This is a genomic window from Microtetraspora niveoalba (assembly GCF_001570405.1).
Classification (GTDB): Bacteria; Actinomycetota; Actinomycetes; order Streptosporangiales; family Streptosporangiaceae; genus Microtetraspora; species Microtetraspora niveoalba.
In genome coordinates, this window is record NZ_BBYM01000011.1 from 79,726 (window position 1) to 92,640 (window position 12,915).

A 12,915-nucleotide genomic window follows, 5' to 3' on the forward strand; every position below is an offset into this window, starting at 1 on the left:
GCGTCGTCGCCCCACCCGCACGGGGGGTTTTCGATGGGCAACAAGCAGGTGACGGCGCGGGAGCGGCGCCGCACACGGTCCTGGGCGTGGCCGGGGGCCGCGCCCGGCCGTGGATAGCCGCAGAGGCGTTTCACGCGAGGAACTCAAGCAGGGCGCGGTCGTTCTTCTGGCCGTGCTGCTCGTGCTCGGGCTCGTCAGTGCGTGGAGCGTCCTGATTCCGGGCGTCATGAACTGGGACAACATGGTGGTCGCGGTCATCGGATCGCTCCGGCTGACCGGTCCGGTCGCCGCGGCCTTCGCCGCCTGGGTGGCGGCGCGCAGGCGCCGCGCCGGCCGGCTCCGCGCCCTCACGACATGGCAGGCGCTGCGGCCGCCCCTCGCGATCCTCATGGTCGTCGTGGGCTCCTTCGCCGCCACCATGACCGTGCTCACCGTGCGCGCCCTGCTCACCGGCGAGGACAACGGCCCGCTTCCTGGCGGCGTCGCCCTCGGCGCCGCCGGACTCTCCCTCTACGTGGTCGCGGGCTGGGTCGTCGGCTGGCTGGCCCCGGTCGCCGTCGCGCCGCTGGTCGCCGGGTTCGGCACGTACGCGCTGTTCACGTGGGTCGCCGGCGGCGCGCCATGGGCGGACCGGCTCGCGCCCGCCGTGCGGGAGCCGTACGACGCCCTGCGGATGTTGCCCGCGGCGGCGCTCACCGACCAGGCGCTGTGGCTGGTCGGCATCACCGCCGCGATCCTGCTGGGCTGGGCGGCGTTCATCACGCGGCAGGCGCTCGCGCTGGCCGCCGCCATGGTCGCGCTGCTCGCCGCGGGCACGGGGGTCGCCCGGCTGCTGAGCGAGCCGCAGGAGGTCGCGGCGAGCGAGAACCTCGCCTACACCTGCCAGGAGTGGCCGATCGTCGTGTGCGTACACCCCGGGATGCGCGGCGGGCTCGGCGAGCTGGGCGGCACGTTCACCACGATCGCGGCGCGCCTGGCCGGCACCCCCGCGGCGTTCAACCGGGTCGAGCAGCGGTCGCGCTCCGAAACCGACAAGACCGGCAAGGGCGTCGTGCCCATCTATGTGGACGATCTCGACCCCGGGTACGCGGACCGGGCGGCGTCCGAGTTCGTCGAGGGGCTCGCCCGGCCGTGCCCCGGATCCCCGGCCGACGGATACCGCGCGATCGTGGTGGCCTGGCTGCGCGACGAGCCGCTGCCCTCGGGCCCGCTGCCGGAGCACCGGCGCGCCGCCACCTGGTTCGCCCACCTGACCGAGACGCAGCGCCGCGACTGGCTGCGGATGTTCTACACGGACTTCGCCACCTGCCGGCTGCAGAGCGGGTTCTTCGGCGGGGAGGTCATCGGTCGGAACGCCGGCGGGGGCGCCGGCGGGGAGGTCGGCAGGGAGGCGCCCGCCGCCCCGCGATACCCGGTGAATCCGCCGTTCGAGCACGAGACGCCCGCGCCGCCGGCCGTGCGGTCCCCGAGCGCGTCGGCCGGGCAGATCCCCGGCGAGACCGCCGGGCGGACTCCCGGCGTCCACTGAACCGGCGGATCACCATATGTCACGCGAAGGTGAGATCAAGCCGATCACGGGAAGATTCCTTCCGTGAACCGCCAGACTCGAGCCCCCCACGGGTCGCCGCCCGCAGACCCCCCGAGCCGGCGCTCCCGGCGCGCCTGGCGGTGGCTGGCCGGGCTTCTCTTCCTCGCGCTGATCCTCGTCGTCGGCGCGCGGCTCACCCTCTCCTGGCTCGACCCGTTCGGCGAGCGCACGGTGGACCGCAGCGGTCCCGTGCTGCTGCGGTCGATCCACAACCTGAGCCGTTTCGAGGCCGCCACCGGCAACTTCCAGGTGGTCGTGGACCTGGAGAAGGACGCGGCCTTCCTGCCGGACGCCATCAAGGGCACCAGGACCCTGTTCGTGGGCGCGGGGAACGTCGACGCCTACGTCGACTTCGGCTCGCTCGGCAAGGACGCGATCACCGTCTCCCCCGACCGCACGGCCGTCACCGTACGGCTCCCGCACGCCCAGTTGGAGAAGCCCAACCTGGACAACGCCCGGTCGTACGTGTTCGCGCAGCAGCGCGGCCTGCTCGACCGGGTGTCGGACTTCCTCTCGGCGTCCCCGCAGAACCAGCAGGAGCTGTACGTGCTGGCCGAGAAGAAGATCGCCGAAGCGGCGGCGTCCAGCGACCTGCGCGCGCGGGCCGACCAGAACACCCGGTCGATGCTGGAGGGGATGCTGACGACGCTCGGCTTCACCCAGGTCGTGGTCCAGTACTCGTCGGAGCCCTGAGCGCCGCGGGTCAGCCCAGCGTGGCGAGCAGCTCGTCGGCGGCGGTGTAGGGGTCGGTCTCGGCCGCCAGCAGGCGTTCCGCGAGGAAGTCGAGCCGCCGCTCGCGCCCCTCGGGGGCGAACCGCGCACGCAGCCGCGCCAGCGCGATGGTCTCGATCTCGTCCCGGGCGCGGGCCAGCCTGCGACGGCGCAGCTCGCCCGACTCGTCCAGGTACGCGGTGTGCTTGTCGAGCGCGGCGAGCAGGTCGTCGGCCCCCTCGCCCCGCGACGCGACCGTGGAGACGATCGGCGGCCGCCAGGGCCCTCTGAGCGGCGCGACCGTGTTCCGCAGCTCGCGGACCAGCGCCTGGGCGCCGTCGTGGTCGGCCTTGTTGACGACGAACACGTCCGCGACCTCGAGAATGCCGGCCTTGGCCGCCTGGATGCCGTCGCCCATGCGCGGCGCGAGCAGGACCACGGTGGTGTCGGCCAGCCGCGCCACGTCGACCTCGGCCTGGCCGACGCCGACGGTCTCGACCAGGATCACGTCGCACCCGGCCGCGTCCAGCACGCGGAGGGCCTGCGGGGTGGCCCAGGCGAGCCCGCCGAGGTGGCCACGGCTCGCCATGCTCCGGATGAAGACGTCGGGGTCGGTCGCGTGCTCCTGCATCCGCACCCGGTCGCCGAGCAGCGCGCCTCCGGTGAACGGGCTGGACGGGTCCACGGCCAGGACGCCCACCCGCCTGCCCCTCTTGCGGAACGCGCGTATGAGCATGCCGGTCGAGGTCGACTTGCCCACACCCGGGGAGCCGGTCAGCCCGATCACGCGCGCGCCGTACGGCCCGCGGCCGCCCCCGGACGCCCCCGGACCGGTCGCGGTGGCGAACGCCGCCATCGCCTCACGCAGCCGCTCGTCGCCGCCCGGCACCGCGGCCGCGTTCTCGACCAGGGTGATCAGCCGGGCGACGGCGCGCGGCCGGCCCCGCCTCGCGTCCGCCACGAGCGTCCCGACGTCCATGGCCACCTCCGCTTCGCTCGCCGCCCGCGGTCCAGCCTAGACACGCGATCTCCGGCCGTCCCGCGGCGCGTACGGCGTGGCCCGGCGGGTCAGCCGCGCGAGGGGACGCGGATGATCAGGGCGTCGCCCTGGCCGCCGCCGCCGCACAGACCGGCCGCGCCCACTCCGCCGCCGCGCCGCCTCAGCTCGTGGGCCAGGGTCAGCACGATGCGCGCGCCGGACGCGCCGATCGGGTGGCCGAGCGCGATGCCGCCGCCGTTGACGTTGACCTTGTCGAGCGGGACGCCGAGCTCCTTGACCGACTGGAGCACCACCTGGGCGAACGCCTCGTTGATCTCCACGAGGTCGAGGTCGCCGGCGGTCAGGCCGTCCTTGCCCAGCGCGTGCGCGATGGCGTTGGCGGGCTGGGACTGGAGCGAGTTGTCCGGACCCGCGACGTTCCCGTGGGCGCCGATCTCGGCCAGCCACTCCAGGCCGAGCTCCTCGGCCTTCGCCCGGGACATGACGACGACCGCGACGGCCCCGTCGGAGATCTGGGAGGCCGAAGCCGCGGTGATGGTGCCGTCCTTGGTGAAGGCGGGACGCAGCCCGGCGAGCGTCTCGGCCGTGGTGTCGCCGCGGATGCCCTCGTCGGCCGAGAACACGATGGGCTCGCCGCCCTTTCGGCCGGGGAGGGTCACCGGCACGATCTCGTCGTCGAAGACGCCCGTCTTGGTGGCCTTCGCCGCGAGCTGGTGGGAGCGGGCGGAGAACTCGTCCTGCTCCTCGCGGGTGATGCCGAACCGGGCGTTGTGCCGCTCGGTGGACTCTCCCATGGCGAGCTGGTCGAAGGCGTCGGTGAGCCCGTCGAAGGCCATGGAGTCGAGGACGCCGGCGGAGCCGTACTTGACGCCCTTGCGCAGGCCGGGCAGCAGGTGCGGCGCGTTGGTCATGGACTCCATGCCGCCGGCGACGACGATGTCGAACTCGCCGGCCCGGATGAGCTGGTCGGCCAGCGCGATGGCGTCGAGCCCGGAGAGGCACACCTTGTTGATGGTCAGCGACGGCACGCTCATGGGGACGCCCGCCTTGACGGCGGCCTGCCGGGACGGGAGCTGGCCCGCGCCCGCCTGGAGCACCTGCCCCATGATCACGTACTGCACGTCTGAGGGGGCGACGCCGGCGCGCTCCAGCGCGGCCTTGATGGCGATGCCGCCGAGGTCGACGGCGGACAGGCCGGCGAGGGAGCCGAGCAACCGCCCGATGGGCGTACGAGCTCCTGCGACGATCACAGAACCGGACATTGGAGGGGCCTCCATCACGGGATCGGGGCGACGATGTCACGATACCCAGGAGTGTCCGGGCGATCGCCATGGTGGTCGCCCACATGTTCCGGGCCCGGCGCTCGGGCCTGGAACACTGGCGGGAGCGCGTATGCGCGGACTGACGCGGACGGAGTGAGAAATGCTGCTCAGGATCGATCACGTGGGCATCGCCTGCCACAATCTCGAAGAGAAGATCGAATTCTACGAGTCGACGTTCGGGCTCACGGTCGTGAGCCGGGAGGTGAACGAGGAGCAGGGCGTCAGGGAGGCGATGCTGCACGTCGCCGAAGGCCCGAGCGGGGCGTCGTACGTGCAGCTTCTGGAGCCGCTCCACCCGGACACCGCCGTCGGGAAGTTCCTGGCGAAGCGCGGCGAGGGCGTGCACCACATTGGCTATGGAGTGGCGGACGTCACGAAGGCTCTGCAGGATATCGCCGCAAAGGGCATAAAACTGATCGACGAGCGTCCCAGGCACGGTTCAATGGGCGCGTCAATCGCGTTTCTCCACCCGAAAGACGTGGGAGGAGTCCTGACTGAGCTGGTCGAGACAGCGCGCGATTGACCCCTCTGAACGCAAGAAAGGTTCATACGTAACAAGTCGCGCATAAAGTCGGAGGGGGCCGCCAACGTGGCAGTACCGGAGTACGCTGGCGTATCACCGGACGTGGACCCGTGATGGACTCCCCGCCTCGGCTGTCCGAACCCCCCGTCCGGCCCGTGTAGCCGTCTCGACAACCCAGGATCGAGCCTCATGCAGTCCGACATCGACGCCCAACTCAACAATTTCTTTGAAGACGCCCCTTCTCGGGAATTCGACGTGGTGCTCCGCGGCTATGACCGGCACCAGGTCCACGACCACTTGAAGACGCTCGACACCGAACTGCGTCAGGCGCGTGAACAGCTGAGCGCGCTGCAGCGAGAGCTTTCCGACTCCCAGCGTCAGTTGCAGGAGCAGGAGCGTCCGACCTATTCGGGGCTCGGCGCCCGCATTGAGCAGTTGCTTCGTCTTGCGGAGGAGCAGGCCACCGAGCTCGTCCAGGCCGCCAGGTCCGAGGCCAACGAGATCAAGGCGCAGGCCAAGGTCGACGCCGCCGACATGCGGGCCGCCGCCGAGAACGAGGCCGCCGAGAAGCGCGCCCTCGCCACCCGCGAGGCCGAGGACATGCGCAGCACGGCCGAGCGGGACGCCGAAGAGATCCGCTCGACCGCCAAGCGGGAGGCCGACGAGCTGACCTCGACCACCGAGCGCGAGGTCGCGAAGGTCCGCGCGACCGCCGACCACGAGGTGGCGGAGAAGCGGGCGGACGCCGAGCGGGAGATCGCCAAGCTGCGCACCACCACCGAGCGCGAGGTGGCCCAGCTCCGGGCCTCCACCAAGCGCGAGCGTGACGAGGTGCTCACCACCGCCAAGCGCCAGGCGGACGAGATGCGCGCCCAGGCGCAGCGCGTGCTTGAGGAGTCCGAGGCCAAGCGGGCGCAGGACGAGGCGGAGTTCGAGATCCAGCTCGCGTCCCGCCGCGAGGAGGCCGAGCGGCAGGAGGCCGAGCGCCACGCCACCGCCCAGGCCAACACGCAGAAGCTCGTCGCCGAGGCGGAGCAGCGCGCCGCCACGGCCGAGCAGCGGGCCAGCAAGGCGACCCAGCAGGCCGAGCAGACGCGGCGCGAGGCCGACACCCACGCCAAGCAGTTGCTCGCCAACGCCAGGAAGAACGCCGACCAGCTCGTGGCCGAGGCCAAGGCCAGCGCCGAGTCGATCGTGACCGACGCCAAGAACGAGGCCGAGCGCACCCGCACCGCGATGCAGCGCCAGGTCGACGAGCTGACCCGTCAGCGTGACAGCATCACCAGTCACCTCGCCCAGCTCCGCCAGCTTCTCGGCGGCGCCCCGCTGCCCGGCATGGACCCCGAGCCCGCGCCCGTCGCGGCCTCCCCGGCCAAGCCCGCGCTGTCCGCCGCGCCGAGCGTCGAGAAGCCGGTCTCGGTCTCCAAGCCGGTCGAGACCAACAGCAAGGCCGACGACGACGCCGAGTGGTGGCAGGAGTAACGGCCGGCGCTTTCGGGGAACGGGCGACGGCTAGGACGACACACTGAACGGGCCCGGCGGATCATCTCCGCCGGGCCCTGTTTATTGGCGCTCGCTTCGCTCGCGCGGGCTCGGGGCGCCTTCAGGCGATGTCTTCCCTCGTCACTCGGAGTCGCTCGTCCCTCGCTCCCCACTCGCTTCTCAGTCCAGACACCGCCGCACCCCTCGCGGGATGGGTTGGCCACCGTAGTGATCGATGGCGCTCGCGCGGGCTCGGGGCGGCTTCTCAGATCCAGCCGCGCCGGGCGGCCTGCACCCCGGCCTGGAAGCGGCCGGTGGCGCCCAGTCGGCCGAGCAGCGAGGCGATGCGGCGGCGCAGCGTCCGCTCGGAGATGCCGAGATGCCGCAGTATCGCCTCGTCCTTCATCCCCACCGCGAGCAGCTCGAGGATCTGCCGGTCCACCGCGTCCAGAGCCGGTACGGACGGCGTCCCCGCCAAGGGGGCGGCCTCGCGCCACAGCGTCTCGAACAGGGCGACGAGAGCGTCCGTGAGCGCGCTGTGCCGTACGACGACGGAGGTGAAGTGGGCGCCCTCCTCGTTACCGGTCAGCGGCAGCAGGGCGGTCGTGCCGTCGACCAGAACCAGCTTGATCGGCAGGTTGGCGTGCACCCGCGACTGCTCGCCCAGGCTCATCATCTGCCGGATCTCGTCGAGCTTGGCGGGCAGGTCGAGCACGGCGGAGGAGTAGATCGCCCGGCAGCGCACCCCGCGCGCCAGAGCCGACTCCTCGGCGCTGATCGACGTCCCGGAGGCGGCGTACGGCGGGGCGTCCAGCGCGAGCACCTCCTTGGACGCGCCGGCCAGCAGCTCCCCGACACGCCTGCCCGCGGCGGCCGAGCCCTCGACGACCTCGATCACCCGTTCCGGGTCGGCGCGCAGCAGCCCCTCCTGGAAGTCGGCCGCCAGCTCGTCGGCCTCCAGGCTCAGCCGGTCGAGCTCGGCCCTGCGGCGGCGGATCGCCCCGCCGAGGCCGATCCTGGGGTCGGCCGCCCGCAGGCCGCGCGCGCCGGCCGATTCCAGCAGGCCGAGCTCCATGAGCCGGTCCACCGACGCGCGGACGGCGTCGGGCGACGCCTCAAGCCGCCGCGCGCACTCCTCCACCGAGCAGCGGGGGTCGCGGAGCAGCAGACGATAGATCCGTTCTTCGAGGACGTCCAGGCCGATGGCGTCCCACACGAGTACCTCCATGGCATGTTCCGGTCAATGGCCGGATAAGGCCACATTTTTGTACCACAATCGAGGTGTCGCACCGCATAGGTGACGACATGGAGCGGACATGGAGCTCGGCTCCGTGCGCTCCGGAGGGAGGAAAGCAGAGGGAGGGGACGCAGGCCTGGACGGTGACCCCGTCTGCCGCGTCCGCCCCTCGCTCAACGGCGTCCCCCGCTTCCGGACTCGCCGCCGTCGGGCGCCCCCGCTCAACGACCTTGGGTCCCGCCTCCCCCTCGACCGGATTGCGGGCCGACCGAAACGTTCTCGCGGCTCCAGCGCTTCTCCCGGCCAGGCTGACTCCCACGTCGGCCTCCGCTCTCCCCGCCCGGCGTCGCGGCGATCCGCGGCCTCCTCCGGCAGGGCCGAGACGCCTGGAACGGAGGCGACGGCACGCCCGCGGAGCGTGCTTCACACCAGGCCCTTCGCCATGCCCGGGTTCAGGTCAGGGAACGGACGAAGTCGGCGACGGCCCGGTTGAACGCCTCGGGATGCTCCATCGCGGACAGATGCCCCGCCTCGCCGATGACGACGAGCCGCCCGTCGGGAACGGCCGCGGCCATCGCCTCCGCCTCGGAGGGCGGGGACAGCTCGTCCTCGTCCCCCACGATGACCAGTGCGGGCACCTTCAGGGCGCGGAGCGTGTCGAAGGAGTCGGGGCGGGCCGCCATGGCGCGCTGCGCCCACGCTACGGCCGGGGGCGGCGCGGCGAGGACGAGTCCGCGGACCCGGCCCGCCACCATGGGCCTGCGCCGCCTGGTCGTCACACCGAGCTGCGGCGGCAGGACCTCGTCCACGAGGATCCCCGAGCCGTCGCGGAGGACGGCCTCCGCGATCCGCTCGCGGTTCGACCTCGCGGGCGGCGGATCGGCCGCCGCCTTCGTGTCGGCGAGGAGCACGCCGAGCAGCCGGTCCGCGTGGCGACGGCAGAAGGCCATCGTGACGTAGCCGCCCATCGACTGACCGCCGACCACGGCGCGCTCGATCCCCTCGCCGTCGAGGAGCCGCGCCACGTCGTCGGCCATGACGTCGAGCGACGGAGCGTCGTCCCCCAGGGGCGTGCCGCCGAAGCCGCGCAGGTCCGGAGTGATCACCTTGCAGGCCGGCGCGAGTCCCTCACGCTGCGCCTGCCACATGGACGAGGAGAGCGGGAAGGCGTGGAGCAGGACCACGGGTGTCCCTGATCCGGCCGATCGTGAGTAGAGCCGCATCTGGTCAACGTAACGCGCGATCCCGCGCGCCGCCTGCCCACCCGTCCGGCCCGGAGTTCGGACGCGGCGACGGGTGGGGCATCCGGGTGCGGGGGCCGCGTGGACCCACGGAGGACACTCGCCGGGGAGCGGAGGCGGTCAGGACATGGCCGTCTGGCCGCCGTCGACGAAGAGCACCTGGCCCGTCATGTACGCGGACGCCGGGCTGGCGAGGAAGAGCGCGGGCTGGGCCATCTCCTCGGCGGTCCCCCACCGCCCCATCGGGACCCCGCTGATGGTGGCCTTGCTCGCGTTCTCGTCCTCCCAGAGGTTGCGGTTGAGGTCGGTCGCCGTCCACCCCGGGCACAGCGCGTTCACCCGTACGCCCCGGGAGGCCCATTCGACCGCGAGGGTCTTGGTCAGCGCGACCAGTCCGGCCTTCGCCGCCGCGTACGGGGCGAGGAACGGCGCGCCCTTGGCCGCGACGGAGGCGACGTTGATGACGGACCCGCCGCCACGCTCGAGCAGGTGGGGGGCCAGCGCGTGCAGGACGGCCATCGCCGAGTCCAGGTTGAGCCGCATGAGCTTGTCCCAGCCGGGCAGCCGCAGGTCCTTGAACTCGACGAGGAAGCTCGACCCCCCGGCGTTGTTGACGACGACGTCCACATGGCCGAGCGCGTCGATCGCGGCCTGGACGGCGGCCGCCACGGCGTCGCGATCGGTCACGTCGCACGGGATGACGTGGGCCGCGCGTCCGCGGTCCTCGACCTCCTTGGCCACCTGGGCCAGGCTCTCCGCGGAGCGGGAGACGAGGGCGACGTCCGCGCCCGCCTCGGCGAACGTCAGGGCGATCGCCCTGCCGATGCCGCGGGACGCCCCGGTGACGAGCGCCTTCTTGCCCGAGAGATCGAACGCCTGCACGGTGCCTCCCTGGAACAGAACATAGCTCTACTGTTCCTGATTTATACCGCTTCGACGTCGGGGGTCGCATCCCCACCCGGGATGCTTCGGCGCCCGGAGGGGCAGCCGTCAGACCTGGGTGGGGAGCGGTCCGGCCGCCGGGTTGACCCGCTTCACGATCTCGTCCAGCACGATCCGCACGTACGGCTCGCCGACCCACAGGTGCTTGGCGCCGTCGACCCCCACCACCTCGGCCTGCGGCACGCGGGCGAACCGCTTGCGCGCCTCCTCGGGCCGGAGGTAGTCGTCGTGCTCCGGCACCAGCGCGACCAGCGGCCGGCCGAACTCCGCCCACGCGTCCAGGTCGGCGTCCGACGCCCGGCGGAGCGGCGGTGAGAGCAGGATCGCCCCCTCGACGAGCGGGTCGCGGCCCCACTTCAGCGCCAGCTCCGTCCCGAAGGACCAGCCGACCAGCCACGGACGGGGCAGCTCGTGGAACTCGGCGTACTCCAGAGCCGCCGCCACGTCCAGCCGCTCGTCCTCGCCGTCGCCGAAGGCTCCCTCCGACGTCCCGCGATCGGACGTGGTGCCGCGGGTGTTGAACCGCAGCACCGCGAGGTCGGCCAGCGCGGGAAGGCGGTACGACGCCTTGCGCAGCACGTGGCTGTCCATCATGCCGCCATGGGTCGGCAGCGGGTGCAGGCAGATCAGCGTGGCCGCGGGCGGCCGGCCCTCGGGCGACGCGACCTCGCCGACCAGCGTCAGCCCGTCGGTCGTGTGCAGTTCGATGTCCTCGCGCCGCGCGGGCAGCACCGTCGACGCCCGGATCTCCGCCACCATCCCCAAACCTCCTGCATTGTGAAAGGCCCGCTCCATGAAACCGCCCGACCCGCTTCGAGCGCCGCCGGGGTCGCCCTCGGCGGGCACCGCGCCGACGGGATCCGGCTCAGTAGCGGGTGCGGCCCGGGCCGCGGTTGACCCGGTTGCGCCAGCAGGCGGTGTGCCAGTGGCGCCGCTCGTTCTCGCCGCCGCTCCAGTTCGGCCAGGAGACGAGGTGGGCGAGCCCGACCCTGATCTCCTGGTCGCAGCCGGGGCAACGATAGACCTTGTCCGCGGCGCCGCCCACGATGCGCCGCACCTGCCATTCGCCGTCGGGCCACTCCTCGACCTGCCCGATGCCGAACCGCCCGGCGAAGCCCAGCCCCTCGTCGTCGGCCCCGTCGCCCCCTGGGCCGTACGCGGGGCGTCGCGAGCGGCGCGAGGAGCCGTCCGACCGGCGTGCGCGGCGCGGGCTCACCGGGCCTCCTCGGGGCTCCGTGCCGGCCGCTCGGCACGCGTACGGGCGGGGCGGGACGTCATGACAGGGGACGAGTACGGCGCGACGGGGGTCATGTCAGACAGAACGAGCGGTCAGCCGGCGTATTCCCGGATGCTCGGCACGCCCGCCGTGACGAGCTGGTCGAGCAGCGGCACGGGGGCGAACGACGGCTCGCGATACTCCGCGTAGAGGGCGCGCAGCCCGTCCCTGACCGTCTCCAGGCCGATGGCGTCGAGCATCTCCAGCGGGCCCGCCGGATATCCGCAGCCGAGCCGCATCCCCGTGTCGATGTCGGCCGCGGAGGCGTAGCCCGACTCCAGCATGCGGACCGCGTCGTTCAGATACGCGTACAGCAGGGCGTTGACGACGAACTCCGCCCGGTCCCCGCACATCACCGGCGTACGCCCGAGGATCCGCACCAGGTCGTGTACGGCCGTCGCGGTCTCCTCGGAGGTCAGCACGGTGGAGGCGACCTCGGCCACGTCGGCGCCGACGAGGTGCAGCCCGACCAGCCGATCGGGGTGCGACAGCCGTACGGCGAGCTCGACGACGGGGCGGTCGGACAACGCGAGGATCACGTCCGCGTCGCCGACCGGGGCCAGGTCGGAGCTCTCGGCGACGACGGGCTTGAACCCGGCGGCGTCGATGGCGGCGACGAGCTCGGCGGCGTCGGGCCCGGTGCCGACGATCCCGATGGTGGACGCGGAGGCCGCCTGGCGGGTCTCGGCGGCGGCGTGGGCGGCCTCACCGTAGGAGTAGAAGCCGCGGCCGGTCTTGCGGCCGAGCAGCCCCGCGGTGACCAGTTCGCGCAGCACGGGCGCGGGGGCGTGCCGCCGGTCGCGGGTCTCGCGGAACAACACCTCGCACACCTCGTAGGAGGTGTCCAGGCCGATCAGGTCGAGCAGCGTGAACGGCCCCATCGGCAGCCCGATGCCCAGCTTCATGGCGGCGTCGATGTCGTCGCGGCCGGCCAGGCCCGACTCCAGGAGGGTGCAGGCGTGGTTGAGATAGCCGAGCAGCAGCCGGTTGACCACGAACCCGGCGCGGTCGCCGGCCGTGATCGGGCTCTTGCCCAGGCGCCGGGCGAGCGCGGCGATGTCGTCGGCGAGACCCGGCTCGGTGACCACGGTGTGGACGACCTCGACCAGCTTCATCACCGGGGCGGGGTTGAAGAAGTGCATGCCGATGACCCGCCCCGGCCGGGAGGTGCTGGCGGCGATCGCGGTGACCGACAACGACGAGGTGTTGGTGGCGAGCACCGCCGACGGCTTGCAGATGCGGTCGAGGTCGGCGAAGAGGCCGCGCTTGAACTCCATGATCTCCGGGATCGCCTCGATCACCAGGTCGGCGTCGGCCAGGTCCTCGCGCGAGGTGGTGAGGGTGACCCGGCCGAGGATCTCACGCTGCGCGTCCTCGGTGAGCTTGCCCTTCGCCACGGCCTTGCCGGTCGAGCGCTCCAGGTGGCCCCGGCCGCGTTCCAGAGCCGCGTCGTCGGCCTCGACCCCGATCACGCTCAGGCCGGCACGGGCGAAGACCTCGGCGATCCCCGCGCCCATCGTGCCCAGCCCCACAACACCGACCGTCTCAAACGTCTGCGCCATGGGGTCAGTCTCGCAGAGGGGCCCGATCCGG

The 12,915-nt window shown here is 72.6% G+C and carries 12 protein-coding genes; 4 read left to right on the plus strand and 8 right to left on the minus strand.

Features of this window, described 5'->3' with window-relative positions; all coding sequences use genetic code 11:
- Nucleotides 1-109: 109 nt before the first annotated feature.
- Both AWQ70_RS11690 and AWQ70_RS11695 read left to right on the plus strand, forming a co-directional pair.
- Complete coding sequence (locus AWQ70_RS11690; protein ID WP_157530014.1) at nt 110-1,528, plus strand: hypothetical protein; 1,419 nt, start codon at nt 110-112, stop codon at nt 1,526-1,528.
- A 63-nt stretch (nt 1,529-1,591) separates the two neighbouring features.
- On the plus strand, nt 1,592-2,281 hold the full coding sequence (locus AWQ70_RS11695) for a DUF4230 domain-containing protein (protein ID WP_067174198.1): 690 nt from the start codon (nt 1,592-1,594) through the stop codon (nt 2,279-2,281).
- Between the two features lie 10 nt (nt 2,282-2,291).
- Here AWQ70_RS11695 and meaB read toward each other — a convergent pair whose 3' ends face one another.
- Together meaB and AWQ70_RS11705 are read right to left on the minus strand one after the other, a co-directional pair.
- The gene (gene meaB, locus AWQ70_RS11700; RefSeq protein ID WP_067174200.1) at nt 2,292-3,278 is read right to left on the minus strand and encodes a methylmalonyl Co-A mutase-associated GTPase MeaB; all 987 of its coding nucleotides are present in this window, start codon (nt 3,276-3,278) and stop codon (nt 2,292-2,294) included.
- An 89-nt stretch (nt 3,279-3,367) separates the two neighbouring features.
- Entirely contained in the window at nt 3,368-4,561 is a 1,194-nt protein-coding gene (locus tag AWQ70_RS11705; RefSeq protein ID WP_067174202.1) for an acetyl-CoA C-acetyltransferase, read from the minus strand.
- A gap of 160 nt (nt 4,562-4,721) precedes the next feature.
- On the opposite strand from AWQ70_RS11705, the gene mce reads away from it, so the two are divergent.
- Both mce and AWQ70_RS11715 read left to right on the plus strand, forming a co-directional pair.
- Complete coding sequence (mce, locus tag AWQ70_RS11710) at nt 4,722-5,144, plus strand: methylmalonyl-CoA epimerase (RefSeq protein WP_067174205.1); 423 nt, start codon at nt 4,722-4,724, stop codon at nt 5,142-5,144.
- A gap of 189 nt (nt 5,145-5,333) precedes the next feature.
- Nucleotides 5,334-6,626: a DivIVA domain-containing protein gene (locus AWQ70_RS11715; protein WP_067174207.1), complete on the plus strand. Its 1,293-nt coding sequence runs from the start codon at nt 5,334-5,336 to the stop codon at nt 6,624-6,626.
- Between the two features lie 265 nt (nt 6,627-6,891).
- Here the strand turns inward: AWQ70_RS11715 and AWQ70_RS11720 are convergent, their stop codons facing one another.
- The 6 genes from AWQ70_RS11720 to AWQ70_RS11745 form a co-directional block, all read right to left on the minus strand.
- Nucleotides 6,892-7,854, minus strand: a complete 963-nt coding sequence (locus AWQ70_RS11720; protein WP_084516864.1) for a winged helix-turn-helix transcriptional regulator — start codon at nt 7,852-7,854, stop codon at nt 6,892-6,894.
- 461 nt (nt 7,855-8,315) lie between these two features.
- The gene (locus AWQ70_RS11725; protein ID WP_067174209.1) at nt 8,316-9,086 is read right to left on the minus strand and encodes an alpha/beta fold hydrolase; all 771 of its coding nucleotides are present in this window, start codon (nt 9,084-9,086) and stop codon (nt 8,316-8,318) included.
- 138 nt (nt 9,087-9,224) lie between these two features.
- Entirely contained in the window at nt 9,225-9,986 is a 762-nt protein-coding gene (locus AWQ70_RS11730; RefSeq protein WP_067174211.1) for an SDR family NAD(P)-dependent oxidoreductase, read from the minus strand.
- Between the two features lie 108 nt (nt 9,987-10,094).
- Nucleotides 10,095-10,805 (minus strand): alpha/beta hydrolase, encoded by a 711-nt coding sequence (locus AWQ70_RS11735; RefSeq protein ID WP_067174213.1) that lies wholly within the window; start codon nt 10,803-10,805, stop codon nt 10,095-10,097.
- Nucleotides 10,806-10,911: 106 nt separating this feature from the next.
- The gene (locus tag AWQ70_RS11740) at nt 10,912-11,262 is read right to left on the minus strand and encodes an Rv1322 family protein (RefSeq protein WP_218004501.1); all 351 of its coding nucleotides are present in this window, start codon (nt 11,260-11,262) and stop codon (nt 10,912-10,914) included.
- Nucleotides 11,263-11,375: 113 nt separating this feature from the next.
- Complete coding sequence (locus tag AWQ70_RS11745; protein ID WP_067174215.1) at nt 11,376-12,884, minus strand: 3-hydroxyacyl-CoA dehydrogenase family protein; 1,509 nt, start codon at nt 12,882-12,884, stop codon at nt 11,376-11,378.
- Nucleotides 12,885-12,915 lie beyond the last annotated feature (31 nt).